The 21,339-nt window shown below is 72.1% G+C and carries 23 protein-coding genes; 15 read left to right on the top strand and 8 right to left on the bottom strand.

The genetic code is table 11. The features are described from left to right. Nucleotides 1–4 precede the first annotated feature (4 nt). The gene (locus BM314_RS16800) at nucleotides 5–1,024 is read right to left on the bottom strand and encodes a gamma carbonic anhydrase family protein (RefSeq protein WP_020094224.1); all 1,020 of its coding nucleotides are present in this window, start codon (nucleotides 1,022–1,024) and stop codon (nucleotides 5–7) included. A 167-nt stretch (nucleotides 1,025–1,191) separates the two neighbouring features. Between BM314_RS16800 and BM314_RS16805 the strand changes: the two genes are divergently transcribed. Both BM314_RS16805 and BM314_RS16810 read left to right on the top strand, forming a co-directional pair. After that, nucleotides 1,192–1,659, top strand: coding sequence for a molybdenum cofactor biosynthesis protein MoaE (locus BM314_RS16805; RefSeq protein WP_020094223.1), 468 nt, complete (start codon nucleotides 1,192–1,194; stop codon nucleotides 1,657–1,659). A 337-nt stretch (nucleotides 1,660–1,996) separates the two neighbouring features. Further along, entirely contained in the window at nucleotides 1,997–3,142 is a 1,146-nt protein-coding gene (locus tag BM314_RS16810; RefSeq protein ID WP_170868131.1) for an AI-2E family transporter, read from the top strand. A gap of 42 nt (nucleotides 3,143–3,184) precedes the next feature. Here the strand turns inward: BM314_RS16810 and BM314_RS16815 are convergent, their stop codons facing one another. Beyond that, a complete protein-coding gene (locus BM314_RS16815) occupies nucleotides 3,185–4,417 on the bottom strand; it encodes an amidase (RefSeq protein WP_091979102.1) in 1,233 nt (410 codons plus the stop codon). Nucleotides 4,418–4,528: 111 nt separating this feature from the next. On the opposite strand from BM314_RS16815, the gene BM314_RS16820 reads away from it, so the two are divergent. The 5 genes from BM314_RS16820 to BM314_RS16840 all read left to right on the top strand — a co-directional run bounded on the left by BM314_RS16820 (nucleotide 4,529) and on the right by BM314_RS16840 (nucleotide 9,282). Beyond that, nucleotides 4,529–5,524 carry an extensin-like domain-containing protein gene (locus tag BM314_RS16820; RefSeq protein WP_091681218.1) on the top strand — a complete coding sequence of 332 codons (996 nt, stop codon included), beginning with the start codon at nucleotides 4,529–4,531 and terminating at the stop codon, nucleotides 5,522–5,524. A gap of 203 nt (nucleotides 5,525–5,727) precedes the next feature. After that, on the top strand, nucleotides 5,728–6,189 hold the full coding sequence (locus BM314_RS16825) for a hypothetical protein (RefSeq protein ID WP_020094218.1): 462 nt from the start codon (nucleotides 5,728–5,730) through the stop codon (nucleotides 6,187–6,189). Nucleotides 6,190–6,191: 2 nt separating this feature from the next. Beyond that, nucleotides 6,192–6,866, top strand: coding sequence for a ribonuclease T2 family protein (locus BM314_RS16830; protein ID WP_091979104.1), 675 nt, complete (start codon nucleotides 6,192–6,194; stop codon nucleotides 6,864–6,866). Nucleotides 6,867–6,932: 66 nt separating this feature from the next. Further along, nucleotides 6,933–7,781, top strand: a complete 849-nt coding sequence (rlmJ, locus tag BM314_RS16835) for a 23S rRNA (adenine(2030)-N(6))-methyltransferase RlmJ (RefSeq protein WP_091927048.1) — start codon at nucleotides 6,933–6,935, stop codon at nucleotides 7,779–7,781. A 223-nt stretch (nucleotides 7,782–8,004) separates the two neighbouring features. After that, nucleotides 8,005–9,282, top strand: coding sequence for a porin (locus tag BM314_RS16840; RefSeq protein ID WP_020094215.1), 1,278 nt, complete (start codon nucleotides 8,005–8,007; stop codon nucleotides 9,280–9,282). 111 nt (nucleotides 9,283–9,393) lie between these two features. Here BM314_RS16840 and BM314_RS16845 read toward each other — a convergent pair whose 3' ends face one another. After that, complete coding sequence (locus tag BM314_RS16845) at nucleotides 9,394–9,933, bottom strand: GNAT family N-acetyltransferase (RefSeq protein WP_091979106.1); 540 nt, start codon at nucleotides 9,931–9,933, stop codon at nucleotides 9,394–9,396. Between the two features lie 191 nt (nucleotides 9,934–10,124). On the opposite strand from BM314_RS16845, the gene BM314_RS16850 reads away from it, so the two are divergent. Continuing rightward, entirely contained in the window at nucleotides 10,125–11,618 is a 1,494-nt protein-coding gene (locus BM314_RS16850; protein ID WP_091979108.1) for a peptidoglycan DD-metalloendopeptidase family protein, read from the top strand. A gap of 137 nt (nucleotides 11,619–11,755) precedes the next feature. Here BM314_RS16850 and BM314_RS16855 read toward each other — a convergent pair whose 3' ends face one another. Beyond that, nucleotides 11,756–12,097 (bottom strand): YidB family protein, encoded by a 342-nt coding sequence (locus BM314_RS16855; RefSeq protein WP_091681175.1) that lies wholly within the window; start codon nucleotides 12,095–12,097, stop codon nucleotides 11,756–11,758. A 163-nt stretch (nucleotides 12,098–12,260) separates the two neighbouring features. Between BM314_RS16855 and BM314_RS16860 the strand changes: the two genes are divergently transcribed. Continuing rightward, nucleotides 12,261–12,533 carry a hypothetical protein gene (locus tag BM314_RS16860; RefSeq protein WP_091979110.1) on the top strand — a complete coding sequence of 91 codons (273 nt, stop codon included), beginning with the start codon at nucleotides 12,261–12,263 and terminating at the stop codon, nucleotides 12,531–12,533. 9 nt (nucleotides 12,534–12,542) lie between these two features. Here BM314_RS16860 and BM314_RS16865 read toward each other — a convergent pair whose 3' ends face one another. After that, a complete protein-coding gene (locus tag BM314_RS16865; RefSeq protein WP_091979112.1) occupies nucleotides 12,543–12,935 on the bottom strand; it encodes a YidB family protein in 393 nt (130 codons plus the stop codon). Nucleotides 12,936–13,061: 126 nt separating this feature from the next. Between BM314_RS16865 and BM314_RS16870 the strand changes: the two genes are divergently transcribed. From BM314_RS16870 to BM314_RS16895, 6 genes are all read left to right on the top strand, one after another. Next, nucleotides 13,062–13,943, top strand: a complete 882-nt coding sequence (locus BM314_RS16870; protein WP_091979114.1) for an alpha/beta fold hydrolase — start codon at nucleotides 13,062–13,064, stop codon at nucleotides 13,941–13,943. A 131-nt stretch (nucleotides 13,944–14,074) separates the two neighbouring features. Further along, the gene (gene yajC, locus BM314_RS16875) at nucleotides 14,075–14,407 is read left to right on the top strand and encodes a preprotein translocase subunit YajC (protein WP_020094208.1); all 333 of its coding nucleotides are present in this window, start codon (nucleotides 14,075–14,077) and stop codon (nucleotides 14,405–14,407) included. A gap of 56 nt (nucleotides 14,408–14,463) precedes the next feature. Next, a complete protein-coding gene (gene secD / locus BM314_RS16880; RefSeq protein ID WP_091927054.1) occupies nucleotides 14,464–16,068 on the top strand; it encodes a protein translocase subunit SecD in 1,605 nt (534 codons plus the stop codon). A gap of 122 nt (nucleotides 16,069–16,190) precedes the next feature. Continuing rightward, nucleotides 16,191–17,132, top strand: a complete 942-nt coding sequence (gene secF, locus BM314_RS16885; RefSeq protein WP_012319245.1) for a protein translocase subunit SecF — start codon at nucleotides 16,191–16,193, stop codon at nucleotides 17,130–17,132. 13 nt (nucleotides 17,133–17,145) lie between these two features. Next, nucleotides 17,146–17,544, top strand: a complete 399-nt coding sequence (locus tag BM314_RS16890) for an Mth938-like domain-containing protein (protein ID WP_056533929.1) — start codon at nucleotides 17,146–17,148, stop codon at nucleotides 17,542–17,544. Next, on the top strand, nucleotides 17,544–18,422 hold the full coding sequence (locus tag BM314_RS16895) for a phytoene/squalene synthase family protein (protein WP_091979116.1): 879 nt from the start codon (nucleotides 17,544–17,546) through the stop codon (nucleotides 18,420–18,422). Before BM314_RS16890 ends, BM314_RS16895 begins: the two co-directional genes overlap by 1 nt. A 104-nt stretch (nucleotides 18,423–18,526) precedes the next feature. On the opposite strand, the gene BM314_RS16900 is transcribed toward BM314_RS16895, so the two are convergent. The 3 genes from BM314_RS16900 to serS form a co-directional block, all read right to left on the bottom strand. Next, nucleotides 18,527–19,123, bottom strand: coding sequence for a protein-L-isoaspartate O-methyltransferase family protein (locus BM314_RS16900; protein WP_091979215.1), 597 nt, complete (start codon nucleotides 19,121–19,123; stop codon nucleotides 18,527–18,529). Nucleotides 19,124–19,185: 62 nt separating this feature from the next. Further along, complete coding sequence (gene surE / locus BM314_RS16905; RefSeq protein WP_091979117.1) at nucleotides 19,186–19,950, bottom strand: 5'/3'-nucleotidase SurE; 765 nt, start codon at nucleotides 19,948–19,950, stop codon at nucleotides 19,186–19,188. After that, on the bottom strand, nucleotides 19,950–21,296 hold the full coding sequence (gene serS / locus BM314_RS16910) for a serine--tRNA ligase (RefSeq protein WP_091979216.1): 1,347 nt from the start codon (nucleotides 21,294–21,296) through the stop codon (nucleotides 19,950–19,952). Before serS ends, surE begins: the two co-directional genes overlap by 1 nt. Nucleotides 21,297–21,339: the final 43 nt, after the last annotated feature.

Here is a 21,339-nt window from a genome sequence, read left to right on the forward strand (position 1 = left end):
GCCGTCAGGCCAGCGCCTCCTGCGCGGCCCGGTATTCCCGGCCGTGCCGGCAGTAGCCCTCGACGATGCGGATCATCATCGCCCGCTTCTCGGCGTCGAGGGGCCCCAGGATGCGGGCGGGGCGGCCGCCCCAGAGGTAGCCGGCCTCCAGGATCTGCCCGGGATCGGTGGTGGCCCCGGCCGCCAGCATGACGTCGTCGGCGATGAGGGTGCCGGCCGCGATCGTCGCGCCGATGCCGATCAGCGCCCGCGCCCCGATCCGGCAATCGGCGATCCGGACATTGTGGGCGATGGTCGTGTCCCGCCCGATCACCACCCCGTCCGCCCGGGTGCGGATCACCGTGTTGTCCTGGATGTTGGTGTCCGCGCCGACCACGATCGGTCCGACTTCCGCGTTGAGGTCGCAGCAGAACAGCACGCTCGCGCCGGCGCCGAGGCTCACCCGCCCGCGCAGGCGGGCGGTGCGTGCCACGAAGACGCTGTCCTCGACCTCCAGCGCCTCCCCGGCCGGGAGCGCGGGCCCGTCGCCCATCCGCTCGCGCAACCGCTCGGCCCGCTCGGCGACCTCGTCGGATCCGATCGCGCGGCTGGGGCGGGCCGGGCTGCCCGCGTAGGCGAAGCCGCCGGGCAGCGTCGCCCGGGGGAAGACCGTCGCGCCGGCCTCGAGGACCGCGCCGTCGCCGACCTCGGCGCCGTCGAGGATCACCACGTCGTCCTCGACGACGACGTCGGAGCCGAGCGTGCAGGCGTGGACCACGCTGTTGCGCCCGACCGTGACCCGGTCGCCGCACCGGGTGCCGTGCGTCGCGGTGGCGATGTGCACCGTCGAGCGGTGGCCGAGCCAGAAGCGGTCGCCGAGGGTGACGGTCTGGCCGTCCGCGCGAATCACCGCCTCGTCGCCGATCCAGGCCTGCGCGCCGATCCGGGCGGCGCCGATCACCGTGCTGCCGCGGCCGCACCAGACGGGGCGACTGGCGAAGTCCGGCTGCTCGCCGTCGTAGGGCAGGATCAGGTCGGGGGTCACGCGGGTATCCTTCTCCAGCGCCGTCCGGAGCGCGCGGGGACATCCGGACGATGGCGGGCCGCGCGCCGGGCCGGCAGGGCGCGACGGACCGTGTCATATAGAGGCAGGACCGGGTGTGACAGGGACGGGGCTGGTCCGCGAAGCCGGGGACTCCTATGGATCGGGCCATGAGCGCCCCCGTCCCGAGCGTCGGCATCCAGGCCGAGCCCTTCGACACCGCGGCCGAGATCGCCGGCCTGAGCGCCGCGCTGGGCGGTCGAGCCGGCGCCGTCGTGACCTTCACCGGCCTGTGCCGCGACGAGGGCGGGCGGCTGACCGCCCTCGAGCTGGAGCACTACCCCGGCATGGCCGAGGCCGAGATCCGGCGCGTCGCCGACGAGGCGATGGCGCGCTGGCCGCTCCAGGCCCTGCGGGTGATCCACCGGCACGGCCTGGTCCGTCCGGGCGACGGCATCGTGCTGGTGGTCACCGCCGCCAGCCACCGGGTCGCGGCGTTCGAGGCCGCGGACTTCCTGATGGACTACCTCAAGACCCGCGCCCCGTTCTGGAAGCGGGAGCACCTCGCCGACGGCACGACCGGCGGCTGGGTCGAGGCGGCGGCCCACGACGAGGCCGCGGCCGGCCGCTGGGCCTGATGGCCGTGCCCGGGGTCGCGCTCAGGCTGCCCCAGGGCGCTCGACGATCGGCGCAATGATCAGGGCCGCGCCCGCGGCGCCGACGCGCGAGCCCGGGACGGACCACGCCGCCGGGCCGATGGCCGGTGTCGACGGGCCGGCCCGGGCCGAGGGGCGGACCCTGTCGATCGCCGTCCGTGCCGACGGTGCGGCTCCCGGCGGCCGGAGCCTGCGGTCCGGCGACTTGCGCGGACGACGCGCGGACGCGCATCCCCACCCCGGATTGCACAGAAGCCGGCCGCCGGACTTGACCCCTGAGAGCCCACGGCGTTCGTGAGCCCGCGGTTTAGGAGCGACGATGTCGGACAGCAGCCTTCAGGAACTGGACGGTCCCGTCGGGCCCTGGCGCGGGGCCGCACCGCTCGCGGCCTCCGGGATCGCCGTCGTGTGCTTCGTTGCGGCGCTGGCCCTGGCCTGGATGTCGGCCGGCACGCTCCTGCTCATCTTCGCCGGGGTGCTCCTCGGCGTGTTCCTCGACGGCCTGACCCGCGGGCTCGGCCGCGTCCTGCCGCTCCCGCGCGGCTTGCGGCTGTCCCTCGCCAGCGTGGCGGTCGCGGTCGCGGTGATCGGCTTCGGGAGCTACGGCGGCGCCACCATCGTCCAGCAGGGCCGGGACCTCGGGACGACGATCAAGGATCAGGCCGGAACCGTCACGGGCTGGCTGTCGGAGCGCGGCATCGACGTGCCGAGCCTCGCGCCGCAGGGCGGTGGCAAGGACGGCTCGACGGATGCGGGCCAGAGAGAGGGGGGGCTCGGCGGCCTCGCCAACGGCCTGCTGAAGGGCGGCAGCTCGATGGTCTCGGATGCCGGCAGCGTCCTGGGGCCGGCCGCGGCGGTGATCCTGGGCCTGTTCGACGCCCTCGGCAACGTGCTGGTGATCGCCTTCCTGGGGCTCGCCTTCGCGGCCGACCCGAAGGCCTACCGGGACGGGGTCGTCCGGTTCGTGCCGCCGGCGAAGCGCTGGCGGGCCAGCCAGGTCCTCGACGGGGCCGGCGAGACCCTCCGCCACTGGCTGTTCGGCCAGCTGATCATCATGGCGGTGATCTTCCTGTGCACCTGGGCCGGCCTCGCCTTCCTGGGTATCGGCGGCGCGCTGATCCTCGGCCTGCAGGCGGGCCTGCTCGCCTTCGTGCCCACGGTCGGGCCGCTGGTGGCGGGCCTCGTCATCGTCCTGGCCGCCCTGGCCTCGGGCACGAAGGCGGTGATCGGCGCGATCGGCGTCTATCTCGCGGTCCAGTGCCTGGAGAGCTACGGCCTGACGCCGTTCATCCAGAAGCGGGCGCTCGACATCCCGCCGGCCACGATCTTCGCCGGCCAGCTGATCCTGGGCGTGATCTTCGGGCTCTGGGGCATCGCCCTCGCCCTGCCGCTGATGGCGGTGATCAAGGTCCTGCTGGAGCAGCTCTACGTGGAGGACACGCTCCACGAGCAGCCGAGCAGCTGAGCGCCCCGGGCGCCCGCGCCGTCGACGGGCGCGGGCGGCCGGTCAGCCGCGCAGCGCGGCCTCGATCATCCGGGCGACCGCCAGGGCCCGGCCGTCGTCGCCGAAACGGCCGATCACCTGGACGCCCACCGGCAGGCGGTGGCCGGGCACCGGCACGTTCACGCAGGGCACGCCCATCAGCGTCCACAGCTGGTTGAAGCGCGGGTCGCCCGTCGAGGCCAGGGTCGCGGGCGCCGGACCCGGCGCCGAGAAGGTCAGGATCGCGTCGTAATCGGCGAAGAGGCCCTTCAGCACCCGGCGGGCGTGATGGCCGTGGCGGCGCCCGTCATCGTACTGGGCCGGGCTGATCGTCGCCCCGTCATCGAGATGGGCGCGGGTGCGCGGCGGCAGCGCGTCGGCCTGCGTGTCGTACTCCCAGGCCAGCGCCAGCCGACCCTCGTAGTTCTGGATGAGGCGGTGGCGTTCCCAGGCCTGCGCCAGCTCGGTCGGCAGGGCGAGGTCGCTCACCCGCGCCCCGGACCGCTCGGCCGCCTGCCGGGCGCGGGTGAGCGCCGCCTCGGCCTCCGGCTCGGGGGTGCCGGCGAAATCCTGCCGCACCACGGCGATGCGCGGCGCCGAGCCCCCCTCCGCCCGCTCGATCTCCAGCCGCCCGGTGACGAGCGCGAGGGCGTGGGCGACGTCCGCGACCCCGGCGGCGAACAGCCCGACCGTGTCGAGGGCCCACGAGTAGGTCTTCACGCCGACCGTGGGGATCAGCCGGAACGACGGCTTCACCGCCGCGCAGCCGCAGAAGCTCGCGGGCCGGATCACCGAGCCCGCCGTCTGCGTGCCCAGGGCCAGCGGCAGCATCCCGGCGCCGACGGCGGCGGCCGAGCCCGCCGAGGAGCCCCCCGGCGTGTGGCCGGGATCGTGCGGGTTGACCGTCTCGGTCGGATCGCTGCTGGCGAAGGCCGTGGTGGTGGTCTTGGCGAGGGCGACGGCGCCGAGCTGCTTCAGCCGGCTCACGACCGCGGCGTCGCCCCGGGGCTTCCAGCCCGCGTAGATCGGCGAGCCCATCTGGGTCGGCAGGCCCGCGCTGTCGATGATGTCCTTCACGCCGACCGCGATGCCGGCGAGCGGCCCGGCCTCGGGGATCGCGGGCGCCGCGTCGAGGGTGACCAGCGCGCGGAGGTCCGGCTCCCGCGCGGCGATCGCGGCGCGGCACAGGTCGATCGCGCCCGCGGGCGTCAGGGTGCCGGCTTCGATGCGGGCGCGGAGGTCGAGAAGCGAGAGCATAATGCATTCAGTCCGCGGTCCGCGGCGCTGTCAACCGAGACGCCACAGCCGACCGCATTCCCGAAACGCCGTTGACGAACGCTTTACGCGACCGTGCGCATCGTCCGGGTCATGTGGCGTGGCGTATCCCTGTTCTCGGCCCTGGCGCTGTTCGGTGCGGGCCTCACCGCGTGCTCGATCAATCATTTCGAGCGACGTGAACCGTGGCGCGATCAGGCGGAGCAGGTCTGCCTGGCCAAGAAGCTCGTCGAGCCCTCGGAGTACATCACGCCCATCGCGGCGATGGATGGCCCGGGGCCCTGCGGCATGCAGCAGCCCTTCCGGGTGACGCGGCTCGGCGGCGGCTCCGTCCTGCTGAAGCAGCGGATGACGCTGGGCTGCCCGGCGCTGGCCGAGGCCGAGGCGTGGCTCGCCGACACGATCCAGCCGGCCGCCAACCTCTACTTCGGCGTGCCGGTGGCCGAGATCAACGCCGGCTCCTATTCCTGCCGCGGCCGCAACAACCAGCCCGGCGCCAAGCTCTCCGAGCACGGTTTCGGGAACGCGATCGACGTCATGTCGATCAAGCTCGCCGACGGCCACGTGATCACCGTCAAGGGCGGCTGGCGCGGCACGGAGGCCGAGCAGGGCTTCCTGCGCGAGATCTTCCTGGGCGCCTGCCAGCGCTTCACCACCGTGCTGGCGCCCGGCTCGAACGTGTTCCACTACGATCACATCCACGTCGATCTCGCACGGCACGACCCGCGCGGTCTGCGCCGGATCTGCAAGCCGCTGATCAAGTTCACGCCGCAGCTCGGCACCGGGGCCGAGCGGCCGCTGAGCCGTCCGATCCCGCCGCAGCGCCAGCCCGCCGGCCCTCAGGCGCCGGTGGACGTCGAGGAGGACGATCCCTACGGCGTGTCGCCGATGTCGAAGGCCGGGAGCGCGACCCAGGTCGCCCGTGCGCCCGCCCGGCCCCTCGACCGTCCGGCCGCGGCCTCGGCCTACACCGCGACGGCGCCCGTGCGGCCGGCACCGCGGGTCGCCGCCGCCCACGACGAGCCCGCGCAGGAGTACGACGAGCCGCTGCAGCTCGGCGCGCCGCCGAGCGCGGAGCCGATCTACTGAGAGGCGGGCGCGACCCGCGGGGCTCGCGCCGGGCGCCGGATCCGGCCGGGCGCCGATCCCGCGCCGCGCCCCGACCGGTGACTGTAGCGGCCGCGCCGCACAGGCCGGCAAAGCGCCGGCGCGGGACTGCCGGAGCTTGACTGGCGGCGCGGCGAAGCCATCGTTCGCGGATGCAGGATCGCACATCCGTCGAGGCACGCGCCATGCGCCCGGTTCTTCACGGCTTCGCCCTCGGGCTGGCCCTTCTCGCCCTGGCCCAGCCGGCGCTCGCCCGGTCGGCCCGGGAGGACATCGAGCCCGCCGAGGAGCGGATCTTCCCGTTCGACGCGCAGATCCCGGGCTGCCAGGACCCGTCGGTGCTGGAGCGGGTCTCGACCAACTTCGCCGAGAAGGAGGCGAAGTTCTGGAACTCGTCGATGACGATCCTGTCCTTCGACACGATCGAGCGCACCGCGTGGCGGCCCTGGGGCCTCGACACCTATCCGCGCCGGTTCTGCACCGCGACCGTGACCACCTCCGACGGGGTCCGCCGCAAGGTCGACTACTCGGTGCGCGAGAGCCTCGGCATCATCGGCGCGACCTGGGGCGTCGAGTTCTGCATCCACGGCCTCGACCGGGACCTCTCCTACGCCTACGCCACCGCCTGCCGGATGGCGCGTCCCTGACCATGCGCGGGCGCGCCGCCGGCCTCGCGGGCCTGCTCCTCGCCGGGTCGGCCGCCGCCCCGGCCGCCGCCCAGGATTACGGCGGCTTCGCCCGGCGCGGCGCGCCCGGCGACTTCGACTTCTACGTCCTCGCCCTGTCGTGGTCGCCGACCTACTGCGCGGGGCCGGGCGCCCGCCGGGACGACGTCCAGTGCGCCCCCGGGCGCGGCCTCGGCTTCGTCGTCCACGGCCTGTGGCCGCAATATGCGAGCGGGTACCCGCAGAACTGCTCGGCGGTGAACCGCGCGCCGACCCGGCAGGCGATGGAGGTCGCCGGGCAGGTCTACCCGAGCGAGGGTCTCGCCCGGTACGAGTGGCGCAAGCACGGCACCTGCTCGGGCCTCGATCCCGCCGCCTATTTCGCGGCCGCCCGCGCGGCGCGGCTCGCGGTGACGATCCCCGACGGGCTCAAGGGCGGCGCCCCGCTGCAGACCCTCGCGCCGATCGAGATCGCGCGGCAGTTCGTGGCGGCCAATCGCGGCCTGCGCCCCGACATGATGGCGGTCACCTGCACCCGCGGGCAGCTGCAGGAGGTCCGGATCTGCTTCGGCAAGGACCTGCGCGGCTTCACCCCCTGTCCCGAGGTCGCCCGCGGCAATTGCCGGGCGCCCGAGGTGGGCCTCGACGCCGCGCGCTGAGTTTTTTCCGCCTTTCGCGCACCGGCCCCTGGACCCGGCGCCCGGGATCGGCTTCAGCGCGCTGCCATGAACTATCGGCACGCCTTCCACGCCGGCAACCACGCCGACGTCCTCAAGCACCTCGTCCTGGCGCGGGTGCTCGACCACCTGCGCCTCAAGGACAAGCCGTTCCGGGCGCTGGACGCCTTCGCGGGCCTCGGCGTCTACGATCTCGAGGCCGACGAGGCGGCCCGGACCGGAGAGTGGCGGGACGGCTGGGGCCGGATGGCGGCGCCCTTCGCGCCGGAGGTGGAAGCGCTGCTGGAGCCCTACCGGGCCGCGGTGGCGGCGGTGCGCGCTCGACACGGCACCACCGCCTATCCGGGCTCGCCGGCCGTGATCCGCGAGGCGCTCCGCCCCGGCGACAAGGGCGTGTTCGTCGAGCTGCACCCGGCGGACGCCGCGACCCTGCAGGACCGCTACGCCCGCGATCCCCGCACCAAGGTGATGAACCTCGACGGCTGGACCGCGATCAACGCGCAGATCCCGCCGCCGGAGCGGCGCGGCCTCGTGCTGATCGACCCGCCCTACGAGGTGCCCGGCGAGATCGAGCGCCTCGGCGCCCATCTCGCCCGCGCGGTGGCGAAGTGGCCGACCGGCCTGTTCCTGGCTTGGTACCCGATCAAGGACGCCGCGGCCCTCGACCGGATGGTCCGCGACCTCGGGGCCGCCCTGCCCCGCCCCGCCCTGCGGCTCGACCTGCTGATCGACCGGCCGGACGACCCGACGCGGCTGACCGGCAGCGGCCTGATCGTCGTCAACCCGCCCTGGCGCCTCGCCGATGAGGCGATGCTGTTCCTGCCGGCGCTCGCAGAACGTCTAGCCCGGCAGGACTTCGGAGGGTTTCGCTGCGATCCGATCGGCCCGGCCGCCTGACTCGGTAGAATTGGGGCGCCACGCGGAAGACCTCCGGGTCTGCGCGGAAGGAAAAGGCCGGGGTTCCGATACAAATGTGGCGGCAAAGTCACATTTCCGCATCGAACGTGATCAGCGATACGGAACTGCCCAAAAAATATGCAACTGCTCTATGTTTGATTTTGTGTCAATCGCACCGCGATGTCAGCTTGGCCGTAGACGAACCCGAACGAGCTGCGACACCATGCTGAAGCGATCCACCCTGGCCGGACTGGCCACCGTGCTGCTGTCCTCGACCAGCATCCTCGCGGCCGACCTGTCGGCTCCGGCGCCGGTTCCGGTCGCGCCCCCCGCCGAGCCCTGCAAGGCCACGCTCCTCGGCCCGGCCTACGGCGGCGTGATCAAGGCCAACCCGAATCCGAGCTGCTTCTCGGCCGGACCGCTCGGCGACCTCTACGTGGGCGGCGCCATCACCGGCTACGGCTACACCCAGTCGAACCCGTTCGCGTCGTTCTCGACCCCGGCGGCGCCCAACGACCGCGACCGCGCGGCCCGGTTCGACTTCTCGAACGTGCAGGGTATCATCCAGAAGCCCGAGGGCGCGTTCCAGTTCTACATCCAGGCCGGCGGCTACTCGATCCCGCAGCTCGGCTTCCCCACCCTCAGCACCTTCACCCAGACCGACCTCCTGTTCGGCCCGGTCCCGGTCGCCTACGGCAAGATCCAGATCAACGATGAATGGTCGGTCCAGGGCGGCCGGATGTTCACCATGATCGGCACCGAGCTGCTGTTCACCTACCAGAACCTGAACATCAACCGCGGCCTCCTGTTCGTGCAGGAGAACTTCATCAACCAGGGCGTGCAGGTCAACTACAGCAGCGGGCCGCTCTCGGTGTCGGTCGCCGGCACGGACGGGTTCTTCTCCAACGAGATCTCGTGGTTCACCGGCAACGTCGCCTACAAGCTCGACGACTACAACACGATCGGCGTCAACGGCGGCCTGAACCTCGGCCGGACCAACGCCCTCGACCGCAGCCCGCGCTACCAGTTCGCGACGCCGAACCTCCAGCAGAACAGCGGCATCTTCAACATCAACTACACCTACGCGAACGGCCCGTGGATCATCTCGCCGTACTTCCAGTTCACCAACGTCGAGCGTGACCTGCGCGTCGGCATCGCCAACTCGGCCTCGACCTACGGCGGGGCGTTGCTGGCGGCCTACTCCTTCACCGACAACTTCGCCCTGGCCGGCCGCGTCGAGTACACCGAGCAGACCGGCGTCCGCGGGTCGGGCGGCACTAACCTGCTGGGCTTCGGCGCCGGCAGCAACGCCTTCTCGGTGACCGTCACGCCGACCTTCACCTTCGACCGCTACTTCTTCCGGGTGGAGTACGCCCACGTCGAGCTCGGCGGGATCACCCGCGGCAACCTCGCGGAAGGCACGCTCGGCACCGGCTTCGGCCGCACCGGCAACCGCACCTCGCAGGACCGCTACATGGTCGAGACCGGCATCACCTTCTGATCGGACCGCCCGGTCCGGCTCAGGACGCCTGTCAGCGAGCCCCCGGCCTCAGGCCGGGGGCTTTTTCGTGGCCGCACGACACCGGTCCCGGCCTGGCACGCCTTCCCCGAGTTAGGCTCGCCTGAGCAGGCGCCGGCCCGGCCGGTGGCCCTCCTCGCCGGTGTCGCGGAAGCCGAGCTTCTCCAGCAGGCCCCAGGAGGCGACGTTGGCGCGGCGGCACTCCGCCACGACGACGCGCGCCGGGAAGCGCCCCCCGAGGAAATCGAGGATCGCCGAGACGGCCTCGTAGGCGTAGCCGCGCCCGCGGGCGGCGCCGCCTACCCAGTACCCGATCTCGATCGTGCCGGCGCCGCGCAGATGGGTGCCGAAGACGCCGACGAGCGCGCGCCCGGCCGGATCGGGCGCGCCGTCCCGCGTCCAGGCGCCGAGGAAGCAGTCCCGGCCCCGCGCGCAGCTGCGAATCAGGTCCTCGGCATCCTGCAGGGTGAACGGCGTCGGCAGGAAATCCACCGCCGCGGTGATGGCCGGATCGTCGGTGAGCGCGCGGACGGCCGGCGCGTCGGCAGGCCGGAGGGCGGCGATCGCGAGGCGCGCCGTCTCGAGCGCCGGCAGGTCGGCCAGGGTGTCGCGCGCGCCGCGGATGGTAAACATGGATGCGATGTGGGGTGCCGGCCGGTTACGAAAAGGGACGATCCCGCGAGCGGGAATCATCCTCGGGGCCGCGCGAAAACCTTGCACCTACCTTCGCTCCAGGGTCGCAGACCGCCGGAACGGGAACGGTTGCTTAACCTGAATCCGTCTTCATTGGCGCATCAGGTTGCGTCAGGCAAACGGGTGCGTCGATGCGGGTGCGCGGTACGGGTCAGATGTTGCGGACGCTGTCGCGCGTCGCGCTCATCGGCATCATCGGCGGTGCGGCTGCCGCCTGTTCGTCGGACGCGTCGCGTCTGACGAACCCGTTCTCGAACCCGTTCGATTCGGAACCCTCCGCGACCGGCAGCCTGCCGGACGGGAGCCTCAAGTCCGTCCCGCCGGTTCGGACGGGCCGCATCCAGTCGGAGGCGCTCGGCGCCCCCGCCGCCGCGCGGCCGTCCGCCGCCGCGACGCCGGTCCAGACCAACGCCGCCCCCCCCGCGACCCGCGTCGCATCGACCGGCAAGGTCGGCTGGAGCGCCGAGGGCGGCACCCAGATCACCGTGTCGCGCAACGACAGCCTGAACCAGATGTCGACGCGGTTCGGCGTGCCCGCTTCGGCGATCCTGGCCGCCAACGGCCTGAGCAACGCGAACCAGATCACGCCCGGCCGCCAGATCGTGATCCCGGTCTACAATGCCTCCGGGCTGAACCCCGCCGCGTCCCCGATGACCGCCCGGCCGGCCCGGGCCGCCGAGGAGAAGCGCGAGGACGCCAAGCAGGTCGAGAACAAAGTCGCGACCAAGCGCGAGGAGGCCAAGGAAGCCGCCAAGGAGGCCGCCCAGAAGCTGGCCGAGGCGAAGGCCGCCAAGGAGGCCGCGCAGAAGGCCGCCGCCGCCGAGAAGGAGGCGGAGCGCAAGGAGGCACTCGCCCGCGACGCCGCCGCCCGCAAGGTCGCCGACGCCAAGACCCGCAAGGACGTCGCCCTGAAGGAGGGCGAGAAGCCGAAGCACGTGCGCCCGGGACAGGTCGCCAAGGCGGACGAGAAGAAGGCCGACGAGAAGAAGGCGGATCCGAAGGCCGAGGCCAAGGCGAAGGCCGAGGCGAAGGCTCAGGAGGCCAAGGCCGAGGCGAAGGCCGCCGCGAAGGCGGAGGCCGCCCAGAAGCTCGCCGAGGCGAAGGCCGCCAAGGAAGCCGCCCAGAAGGCCGCCAAGGAGGCTGCCGCCGCCGAGAAGGTCGAGAAGGTCGCCGCCAAGGAGGCGCCGAAGGCGGCCCCGGTCGCTGCCGCGCCGGCCAAGCCCGAGCCCGCCGCCACCGGCTCGGTGGCCGAAGCGACGGAGAACTTCCGCTGGCCCGCCAAGGGCCGGGTGATCTCCGGCTACGGCACCTCCGGCAACGAGGGCATCAACATCGCCGTGCCGGAGGGTACTCCGGTCAAGGCCGCCGAGGAGGGCACGGTCGCCTATGCAGGCTCCGACGTGAAGGGCTACGGCAAGCTGGTCCTCGTACGCCACGCCAACGGCTACGTCTCGGCCTACGCCCATAACGGTGAGATCGACGTGAAGCCCGGCGAGAAGGTCAAGCGCGGCCAGACCATCGCGAAGTCCGGCGCCTCCGGAAACGTGACCTCGCCGCAGCTGCACTTCGAGATCCGCAAGGGCGGCGCGCCCGTGGATCCGATGTCCCAGCTCGCCAGCAACTGAGACGGACCGCGCGGGGCCGAGGCCGGCCCGCGCGGCACCGAACGAGACGGCAAGATGCGGCGGCGGTCCCGGACGGGGCCGCCGTTTCGCGTCGTCCGCCGTCCGGCCGCCCCGGCTCGCGACCCGCGCCGGCTGTCCTAAGCCTTCGGCGCCTGCAGCGTCCCCTCGGGGCTGTGACGGTCGACGGTCTCGGGCAGAGCCTGCGCCAGTGTCGGGAACAGCTGGTCCATCGGAACGCCGAGCTTCTCCGCCATCTGGCGCACCTGCTCGTTGTCGAGCACCTTGCGCAGGTCCTCGGCCGTGATCGGCTCGTTCGGGCCGCGGCCGAGCCAGGAATTGACCTGGCTCTCGTAGCCGGAGCGCCGGAGCTGATCGAGCAGCGCGTTCAGTCCGCCGGGCAGCACCTGCTGGATCACGCCCGGCAATGCCTTCAGCACGATCTGCCCCAGCGAGCCGCCGAGAGTGTTGAGCAGACTCATGTGGACCCCCGTCGAATGGTCAGTGGCGGGAGTCTAGAGCAATCTCCGCGAAGCGGGAGAGGCCGGTGGTCCGCGACGCGCCGGTGTGAACCGCAATTTAGTCGACAGCGATCGGCTTTCGGTCCGGAATGCCGGCCGGGACATCGGTCCGCGGTCGGCTCTCATGAGATCCCTGGCGCTGTCATGCGTGCTCGCGGTCGCGTCCGTCTCCGCGGCCCTGTCGGACGCGGAAGCGACGCGTCCGGTGCAGGAGCGCTTTGCTCAAGAGCGCCCTCTCGCGGATGCCGTCTTCGTTCGGCCGCTCTACGGGACCTACCGCCATTGTGGCGGCTCCTGCCTGAAGAGCGGCGAACTGTCGTGGTTCTGCTTCGCCAGGCAGAGCTGCCACCTGAGCTGCGCGACCGCGCCGCCGCAGATGAAGTGCGCCGCCCCGTGAGGTGGGCGATCAGCGGACCTGGGTGCTGAAATTCGGCTGCGGCTTCAGCGTGCCGTTCTCGCTCTGGTCGGCGACCGCCGCGGGCAGGAACTCCGCCAGCACTGTGGGGACCCGCGCCTCCGGAACGCCGAGATCGTACGCGAGGCGCTCGGTCACGCCCTGCGGCAGGCAGGCCGCGATGGCGCTCTCCGGCACCGTCTGCCGCGCGCCCGAGCCGAGCCAGGATGCCACCGCCTCCCTGTGCCCGGTCTCCCGCAGGCGGTCGAGGAAGGACGGGAGGCCGCCGGGATAGAACTTCGCCAGCGACAGGGCGAGCTTGCCGCTGCCGGTCTCCTCGAGGGCCCGGTCGGCCGCCGCAACCACATCGCCGATCAGGGTCTTCGCACCGTCGAGCAGGCCCATGGTTCTCCACCGTCGCGCTTCTTCGTCGCAGGGTGAAGTCGGGCGCGAACCGGCGACGGCAAGCGCGTGCGGCAATTGCGCGGCGAACCGGCTAGGATCCCGGCGTCACGAACCCGGGAGCCATCGATGAAGCGCGTGCGGGCCGGCGTCCTGGAGGTCGCCTATCTCGAGCTCGGTCCGGCCGGCGGGCCGACGGCGGTGCTGCTCCACGGCTTCCCCTACGACGTCCACGCCTGCGCGGCCGCGGCCGCGCAGCTCGCCGCCGACGGCGTGCGCTGTCTCGTGCCGTACCTGCGCGGCTACGGGCCGACGCGCTTCCTGGATGCCGCCACGCCGCGCTCCGGCGAGCAGGCGGCGCTCGGGGCCGACCTGCTCGCCTTCCTCGACGCCCTCGGCGTCGGGAGCGCCGTGCTCGCCGGCTACGATTGGGGCGGCCGGGCCGCCTGCGTGGTGGCGGCGCTCTGGCCGGGCCGGGCCCGGGGCCTCGTCAGCTGCGGCGTCGGCTACAACATCCAGAACATCCCGGCCGCCGGGCGGCCGGCCGCGCCGGAGACCGAGCACCGCCTCTGGTATCAGTACTATCTCCACGGCGAGCGCGGCCGCGCCGGCCTCGCGGAGAACCGGGACGCCTTCTGCCGCCTGCTCTGGCAGCTCTGGTCGCCGACCTGGGCCTTCGACGTGGAGACTTTCGCGCGGACCGCCCGCGCCTTCGACAATCCCGACTTCGTCGACGTGGTGGTGCATTCCTACCGACACCGCTTCGGCCTCGTTCCGAGCGATCCGGCGCTGGTGGCGATCGAGGCGCGGCTGGCGGCCCAGCCGGCGATCGCCGTGCCGTCGATCGTCCTGCTCGGCGGCGATGACGGCGTCGGGCCGCCGACCGCCACGGATACCGACGCCCGCCGTTTCACCGGCCCGTACCGGCGTGAGATCGTCGCGGGGGTCGGCCACAACTTTCCCCAGGAGGCGCCGGACGCCTTCGCGGCGGCGATACGCGCCCTGCTATGAGCGCGCCGCCGATGCCCGGCGGTTCGGCGTTGCTTTCGGGAAGCCCCTGGCTATAGTCCGCGCGCTTTTCGACAGGTCTGCGGGCGCCACATCCGGCGGCAGGCCTGCGCGCCATTCGCAGGAGACGCTCGTTGATCACCCCCGCCTTCGCGCAAGGGGCCGGTGCGGCCGCTGGCGGAGCGGAGATCGCCTTTCAGGTGGTCCCGTTCGTCCTGATCTTCGTGATCATGTACTTCCTGATCCTGCGACCGCAGCAGAAGCGGGTCAAGGACCACCAAGCGCTGCTCAAGTCCGTGCGCCGGGACGACACGGTCGTCACCAACGGCGGCCTCGTCGGCCGCGTGACCAAGGCTTCGGACGACCAGGCCGAGATCGAGGTCGAGATCGCCCCGAACGTGCGCGTGCGGGTGGTCCGGTCGATGATCTCCGAGGTCCGCGCCAAGGGCACGGTGAAGGCCGCCTGATTCCCGGTTGAACCGGCCGGCGCCGCGCGCCGGCCCAAAAGAGAAAAAGACGGCCGATGCTGCGCTTCTCCCGTGCGAAGATCATCGCGACACTGGGCCTGATCCTGGTGGGGCTGATGCTCGCCGTGCCGAGCTTCTTCTCGCCCGAGCAGCGCAAGAGCTTCGTCGCCAGCCTGCCCCCCTGGTTCCCCAGCTGGGTGGTGCCGACGCGCGCGATCGTCCTCGGCCTCGACCTGCAGGGCGGCTCGCAGCTCCTGCTCGAGGTGGACCAGAACGAACTGATCGCCTCGCAGGCGAAGGCCCTGCGCGACGACGTGCGCCGCGTGCTCCAGCAGGAGAACGTCCGCGCCGACGGCGGCATCGGCCTGCTGCCGCGCGGCGTGCAGGTGAAGATCGACGACTCCGCCGCCCGGGCCAAGGTCCTGCCGAAGCTCCAGGAGCTGTCGCAGCCGATCACCACCTCGATCGGCCAGACGGCGGCCCGCACCCTCGACATCGCCGAGCAGCCGGGCGGGGTGATCCGCCTGACCCTCACCGATGCCGGCATCACCGACCGCACCCGCCGGGCCGTGAGTCAGGGCATCGAGGTCATCCGGCGCCGCCTCGACTCGACCGGAACCACCGAGCCGTCGATCCAGCAGCAGGGCGCGGACCGGATCCTGATCCAGGTGCCCGGCGAGCAGAACCCGGAGCGGCTCGAGAAGCTGCTCGGCTCCACCGCCAAGCTCGAGTTCCGCATGCTCGCCGACAGCCCCTCGGGCGACGTCGACATGCTGCCCTCCAAGGACGAGAAGGGCGCCAAGGTCCCGGTGGAGCGCCGGGTCATGGCCGACGGCGGCGAGCTGACCGACGCGCAGCCGTCCTTCGACCAGCAGTCCCACGAGCCGATGGTGAGCTTCAAGTTCAACCTGCGCGGCGCGCAGCGCTTCGGACAGGCGACCTCGGAGAATATCGGCCGGCGCATGGCGATCGTGCTCGACAACGAGGTCGTGTCGGCCCCGGTGATCCGCTCGGCGATCACCGGCGGCTCGGGTCAGATCACCGGCAACTTCACCGTGCAGCAGGCCAACGATCTGGCGGTCCTGCTGCGCGCCGGCGCGCTGCCCGCGAAGTTCACCGTGGTCGAGCGCCGCGTCGTCGGCCCGGGCCTCGGCCGCGACTCCATCGAGGCCGGCAAGCTCGCGACCCTGGTGGCGGCGGCCCTCGTCGTGACCTTCATGTTCGCGACCTACGGGACCTTCGGCTTCATCGCCAACATCGCCCTCATCGTCCACGTCGGGCTGATCCTCGGCCTGATGTCGGTGCTGGAGGCGACCATGACGCTCCCGGGCATCGCCGGCATCGTGCTCACCATCGGCACCGCGGTGGATTCGAACGTGCTGATCTACGAGCGCATGCGCGAGGAGCAGCGGGCCGGCCGCTCGCTGATCTCGGCGCTGCAGGCGGGCTTCGACCGGGCCTTCGCCACCATCATCGACTCGAACTCGACCATGGCGATCGCCGCCCTGATCCTGTTCTTCCTCGGCTCGGGCCCGGTGAAGGGCTTCGCCGTGGTCTTCATCCTCGGCATCCTCACCACGGTCATCACCGCGGTGACGCTGACCCGGATGATGATCGCGGTGTGGTACAATACGTTCCGGCCGAAGACCCTGCCGTTCTGATTAGTCTGGGAGGCCATCGAAGGAGCGCGGGCGGCGCGACGTGACCCCCCTGTCCCGCATGGGAGAGGGGACCCGCGCCTCGACCGTCCTCCATCGCGATGTCCGCGAATAGAGTACCGACCATGCGCCTGCTCCGCCTCTGGCCCGATGAATCGCATTTCGACTTCATGCGATTCCGGCGCTTCACCTTCCCGCTCTCGGCGGTGCTGTCGCTCGCGACCGTGGCGCTGTTCCTGACGATCGGCCTGAATTTCGGCATCGACTTCAAGGGCGGCACCCTGGTGGAGCTGCAGGCGAAGTCCGGCACCGCGGACGTGGCGTCGATCCGGCACACGGCCGCGGGCTTCGGCTTCGGCGAGCCGGAGGTTCAGGAACTCGGCAACCAGGGCACCGTGCTGGTCCGCCTGCCGCTCCAGCCCGGCGAGCAGGGCCAGACCGCGGTGATGAACAAGGCGCACGCCGCCTTCGACAAGGATTACGATTTCCGCCGCACCGAGACCGTCGGTCCGCGCGTCTCCGGCGAGCTCGTCCAGTCCGGCACGCTCGGCGTCGTGCTCTCCGTCGTGGCGGTGCTGCTCTACCTCTGGTTCCGGTTCGAGCGGGAGCTGGCGCTCGGCGCCATCGTGGGCACCCTCCACGATATCGTGCTGACCGTCGGCGTCTTCATCATCAGCCGCATCGAGTTCAACATGACCTCGATCGCCGCGATCCTGACGATCGTCGGTTACTCGCTGAACGAGACCGTGGTGGTGTTCGACCGGACCCGCGAGCTCATGCGCCGGTACAAGACCATTCCGACCGTCGACCTGCTCAACCTGTCGATCAACTCGACCATGTCGCGCACGGTGATGACGTCGATCTCGTCGGCGCTGTCGCTGCTGGCGCTAGTGCTGTTCGGCGGCGAGGCGATCAAGGGCTTCGCCGTCGTGATGCTCTGCGGCGTCCTGATCTGCACCTACTCGGCGATCTTCGTCTCGACGCCGGTGTTGATCTATCTGGGCCTGATGCTCTCGGGCGCCCGCGCGGCCTCGGAGCGGTCCGGCGTCCCACAACCGGCGGAGTAGTTTCTTTCCCGAGATGGCCGATCAGCCAAGCCCGAAGAACTTCGACTCCGGCTTCGTGCCGGGGCGGCACATCATCGACACCTACGGCAACGGCGGCTTCCGCTTCGCCGGGATGTCGCATCGCGGCTCGATCCTCCTGCTGCCCTCCGGGGTCCGCGCCTGGGACGTGACGGAGCCGCGGGCCATCGACCGCACGGCCCTGCGCCCGGTCCAGGCCGAGGCCGGCGGCATCGAGCTGCTGCTCGTCGGGACCGGCCTCGACATCGCGGCGATCGATCCCGCGCTCCGGGGCTGGCTGAAGGATCTCGGCGTCGGCCTCGACGTGATGCAGACCGGCGCCGCCGCCCGGACCTACAACATCCTGGTGGCCGAGAACCGCAAGGTCGCCGCCGCGCTGATCGCGGTGGCCTGATGCCGGAGGTCGACGGCCAGACCGCCGAGACCGGGCTCGCCTTCGCGCAGTCCCACTGCGAGGGCCTCGTGCGGGCCGGCGACCCGGACCGCTACTACGCGACCCTGTTCGCCCCGGCCGCCGCACGCCCGCACCTCTTCGCCCTCTACGCCTTCTCGTTGACCATCGCGCGGGTGCGCGAGGCCGTCTCGAACCCGATGGCCGGCGAGATCCGCCTGCAATGGTGGCGCGACGCCCTGCAGGGCGAGGCGCGCGGCGACGTGCGCGCCAACCCGGTGGCGGCCGCCCTGGAGGAGGCGATCCGGGCGAACCGCCTCGGGCGCCAGCCCTTCGTCGACCTGATCGACGCCCGCGTCTTCGACCTCTACGAGGATCCGATGCCCCGGGTGAACGACCTGGAGGGCTATTGCGGCGAGACCGCCTCGGCGCTGTTCCGGCTGGCGAGCCTCTTGATCGGCAACGGCACCGAACCAGGCGGCGCGGGCGCGGCCGGCCATGCCGGCGTGGCGTACGGCATCACCGGGCTCCTGCGCGCCCTGCCCTGGCACGCCCGCGCGGGGCAAGTCTACCTGCCGGCCGACATCCTCGGCCGCTACGGCGTCACCCGCGAGGACATCGTCACGGGCCGCGGCGGTCCGGGCTTGCGCCGGGCCTGCGCCGACCTGCGCGCCCTCGCCCGGCAGCACCTGAAGGCCTTCGAGGCGGCGCGCCCGACCATCGCGCCCTCGGCGGGCGCCGCCTTCCTGCCCACGGCCCTGGTGGAGCCCTACCTCGCCGCCATGGAGCGGGCCTCCTACGACCCGCTCAACACGCCCGTCGAGCTGCCGCGCTGGCGCCGGCTGTGGCGCCTGTGGTGGGCGGCGCGGCGCGTCGGATAGCGGCGGCGTCTTTGCGAGCGGGGCGAAGCAATCCAGCGGCGCCACACCTGCGGAGGGCGCGCGGCCACGGGTCGCTTCACTGCGCTCGCGATGACGGAGGGTTGTCAGAGTACCTGCGCCAGTCCCGGCACCAGGGCTGCCAGGCGCACCGGCGCGCCGAGTTCCGGCACGGCCTCCGGCGTCGCCAGCACCGCCACCCGGCAGCCGCCGTCGCCGCGCAGGCCCGCCACCAGCCGTCCGCCGGGTTCGAGGGCCGCGCGCCAGTGCTCCGGGATCGCCGCGACGCTGCCGTGGACCAGGATCCGGTCGAAACCCCCGTCGGGCAGGTCCCGTGCGAGCCCGTCGGCCCGGACGACGTGCACCTCGGACAGGGCCGCGAGCCGCCGCGTCGCCGCCCCGGCCAACGAGGTGTAGCGTTCCAGGCTGAGCACCGCCCCGGCGCCCAATTGGGCGAGCAGCGCGGTCACGTAGCCGGAGCCCGTGCCGATCTCCAGGACGCGCTGGCCGGGCTCGAGCCGCAGCCGCGCCAGCATCAGCGCCACCGTGGACGGCGCCGTCATCGACGCGCCGCAGGACAGCGGCAGGGCGATGTCGCGCCGCGCGTGCTCCCGATGCGGCGGCGGCGCGAAGGTGTCCCGCGGCACCTGCTCCATGGCCCGCAGCACCGCGGTGTCCCGCAGGCCGCGGCCCCGGAGCGCCATCACGAAGGCCGCGTTGCCGGCAGCCGCCTCCAGGCTGCCCAGATCGACCGACGTCCCTTCGATCACCCGGCGAAGGCCTGCGCGAAGCGCGTCAGCGTCGGCTCGTCGGTGAGGTCGAGGCGCAGGGGCGTGACCGAGATCCGCTTCTCGGCGATGGCCTTGAGGTCCGAGCCGTGGCCCGGCTCGAACCGGGCCTTGGCGAAGGCCAGCCAGAAATACGGGTTGCCGCGCCCGTCCACCCGCGCGTCGATCGACAGCAGCGCCTGATTGCGGAAGCCCTGCGCCGCCACCGCAATGCCCTGCACCTCGGCCGGCTCGCAGTCCGGGAAGTTCACGTTGACCAGGATGCCGGGCTCGATCCCGGTCTCCAGGATCTTCCGGACGACCTTCGCGCCGTGCGTCCGGGCGCAGTCCCACTTGAGCGCGCCGCGCCCGCCCACGCCGTAGGCCTGGCTCAACGCGATGGAGCGGATGCCGAGGATCGTCCCCTCCATGGCGGCCGCGATCGTGCCCGAGTAGGTCACGTCCTCGGCGACGTTCTGGCCGCGGTTGACCCCCGACAGGACGAGGTCCGGACCGTGATCGCCCAGGATGTGGCGCACGCCCAGGATCACGCAGTCCGACGGCGTGCCCTTGACGGCGAAGCGCTGCTCCGAGACCTGCCGCAGCCGCAGCGGGTCGTTGAGCGAGAGCGAGTGCGACACGCCGGACTGGTCGCTCTCCGGCGCCACGACCCAGACGTCGTCCGAGAGCTCGCGGGCGATCTCCTCCAGGGTACTGAGCCCCGGCGCGTGGATGCCGTCGTCGTTGGTGACCAGGATGCGCATCAGCGGGTGCCCTCGATCCGGTTGAGCCCGCCCATGTAGGGGTGGAGCACCGACGGGACCGTGATGCTCCCGTCCGGGTTCTGGTAGTTCTCCATCACGGCGATGAGCGCGCGGCCGACCGCGACGCCCGAGCCGTTGAGGGTGTGGACATAGGCCGGCTTGCCGTCCTTGCCCCGGTAGCGGGCGTTCATCCGCCGGGCCTGGAAGTCGCCGCAGACCGAGCAGGACGAGATCTCGCGGTGCGTGCGCTGGCCCGGCACCCAGACCTCGATGTCGTAGGTCTTCTGGCTGGCGAAGCCCATGTCGCCGGTGCAGAGGGTCATCACCCGGTAGGGCAGATCGAGCTTCTTCAGCACCGCCTCGGCGCTGGTCAGCATCCGCTCGTGCTCGTTGGCGGATTCCTCCGGCGTCGTGATCGAGACCAGCTCGACCTTGCTGAACTGGTGCTGGCGCAGCATGCCGCGGGTGTCGCGCCCCGCCGCCCCGGCCTCGGCGCGGAAACAGGGCGTCAGCGCGGTGAAGCGCAGGGGCAGCTCCTCCTCGCGGAGGATCGCCTCGCGGACGAGGTTCGTCAGGGGCACCTCGGCGGTCGGCACGAGCCAGAAATGCTCGTCGCTGACGGGCGCGGAGTCCGCGCCGGCCTGCCCCTGCAGGGACTTGACGTAATCGAGACCCTTGAAGACCGAGAACTGGTCGTCCTCGAACTTCGGCAGCTGCGCGGTGCCGAACATGGCGGCGTCGCGCACCAGCACCGGCGGCGCGACCTCCAGGTAGCCGTGCTCCTGCGTGTGCAGGTCGAGCATGAACTGGCCGAGCGCCCGCTCCAGCCGCGCGAGCTGACCTTTCAGCACCACGAAGCGCGAGCCGGACAGCTTGGCCGCCGCCTCGAAATCCATCAGGCCCGAGGCCTCGCCGAGCTCGAAATGCTCCTTGCCCTCGTTCAGCCGCTCGCGGGTCGCGGCGTGGCTGCGGTAGAGGACGTTGCCGTGCTCGTCGGCGCCTTCCGGCACGTCGGGCTTCGGCCGGTTCGGGATCGCGGCGAGCCGGTCGGCCAGGGTCTTGTCGGCCGCGTCCTGCGCGGCCTTCAGCTCCGGCTCGGCCCCCTTCAGGGCCGCGACCTCGGCCATCAGGGCGGCGGCGCGGTCCTCGTCCTTGGCCTTCTTGGCGCCGCCGATCTCCTTGGCCAGCGCGTTGCGCCGCTCCTGATTGGCCTGCGCGGCCGAGACGGACGATTTCCGCGCCTCGTCGAGGGCGATCAGCTCGGCCGAGAGCGGCGCGAGGCCCCGGCGGGCGAGGTCGCGGTCGAAGGCGTCCGGGTTCTCCCGGATGGCGCGGATGTCGTGCATCGAGTCGGCTCGGGTCTTCTGCGCGGCGTCGAGCGCGCGGGCC

The sequence above is a fragment of the Methylobacterium sp. 13MFTsu3.1M2 genome, assembly GCF_900112625.1.
Classification (GTDB): Bacteria; Pseudomonadota; Alphaproteobacteria; order Rhizobiales; family Beijerinckiaceae; genus Methylobacterium.

Excerpts from the sequence above, each read along its gene's own strand:
- BM314_RS16805 (WP_020094223.1), top strand. The coding sequence starts at position 1,192 with ATGAGCGCCCCCGTCCCGAGCGTCGGCATCCAGGCCGAGCCCTTCGAC.
- BM314_RS16810 (WP_170868131.1), top strand. The coding sequence starts at position 1,997 with ATGTCGGACAGCAGCCTTCAGGAACTGGACGGTCCCGTCGGGCCCTGG.
- BM314_RS16815 (WP_091979102.1), bottom strand. The coding sequence starts at position 4,417 with ATGCTCTCGCTTCTCGACCTCCGCGCCCGCATCGAAGCCGGCACCCTG.
- BM314_RS16820 (WP_091681218.1), top strand. The coding sequence starts at position 4,529 with ATGTGGCGTGGCGTATCCCTGTTCTCGGCCCTGGCGCTGTTCGGTGCG.
- BM314_RS16825 (WP_020094218.1), top strand. The coding sequence starts at position 5,728 with ATGCGCCCGGTTCTTCACGGCTTCGCCCTCGGGCTGGCCCTTCTCGCC.
- BM314_RS16830 (WP_091979104.1), top strand. The coding sequence starts at position 6,192 with ATGCGCGGGCGCGCCGCCGGCCTCGCGGGCCTGCTCCTCGCCGGGTCG.
- rlmJ (WP_091927048.1), top strand. The coding sequence starts at position 6,933 with ATGAACTATCGGCACGCCTTCCACGCCGGCAACCACGCCGACGTCCTC.
- BM314_RS16840 (WP_020094215.1), top strand. The coding sequence starts at position 8,005 with ATGCTGAAGCGATCCACCCTGGCCGGACTGGCCACCGTGCTGCTGTCC.
- BM314_RS16845 (WP_091979106.1), bottom strand. The coding sequence starts at position 9,933 with ATGTTTACCATCCGCGGCGCGCGCGACACCCTGGCCGACCTGCCGGCG.
- BM314_RS16850 (WP_091979108.1), top strand. The coding sequence starts at position 10,125 with ATGCGGGTGCGCGGTACGGGTCAGATGTTGCGGACGCTGTCGCGCGTC.
- BM314_RS16855 (WP_091681175.1), bottom strand. The coding sequence starts at position 12,097 with ATGAGTCTGCTCAACACTCTCGGCGGCTCGCTGGGGCAGATCGTGCTG.
- BM314_RS16860 (WP_091979110.1), top strand. The coding sequence starts at position 12,261 with ATGAGATCCCTGGCGCTGTCATGCGTGCTCGCGGTCGCGTCCGTCTCC.
- BM314_RS16865 (WP_091979112.1), bottom strand. The coding sequence starts at position 12,935 with ATGGGCCTGCTCGACGGTGCGAAGACCCTGATCGGCGATGTGGTTGCG.
- BM314_RS16870 (WP_091979114.1), top strand. The coding sequence starts at position 13,062 with ATGAAGCGCGTGCGGGCCGGCGTCCTGGAGGTCGCCTATCTCGAGCTC.
- secD (WP_091927054.1), top strand. The coding sequence starts at position 14,464 with ATGCTGCGCTTCTCCCGTGCGAAGATCATCGCGACACTGGGCCTGATC.
- secF (WP_012319245.1), top strand. The coding sequence starts at position 16,191 with ATGCGCCTGCTCCGCCTCTGGCCCGATGAATCGCATTTCGACTTCATG.
- BM314_RS16890 (WP_056533929.1), top strand. The coding sequence starts at position 17,146 with ATGGCCGATCAGCCAAGCCCGAAGAACTTCGACTCCGGCTTCGTGCCG.
- BM314_RS16895 (WP_091979116.1), top strand. The coding sequence starts at position 17,544 with ATGCCGGAGGTCGACGGCCAGACCGCCGAGACCGGGCTCGCCTTCGCG.
- BM314_RS16900 (WP_091979215.1), bottom strand. The coding sequence starts at position 19,123 with ATGGCGCTCCGGGGCCGCGGCCTGCGGGACACCGCGGTGCTGCGGGCC.
- surE (WP_091979117.1), bottom strand. The coding sequence starts at position 19,950 with ATGCGCATCCTGGTCACCAACGACGACGGCATCCACGCGCCGGGGCTC.
- serS (WP_091979216.1), bottom strand. The coding sequence starts at position 21,296 with ATGCACGACATCCGCGCCATCCGGGAGAACCCGGACGCCTTCGACCGC.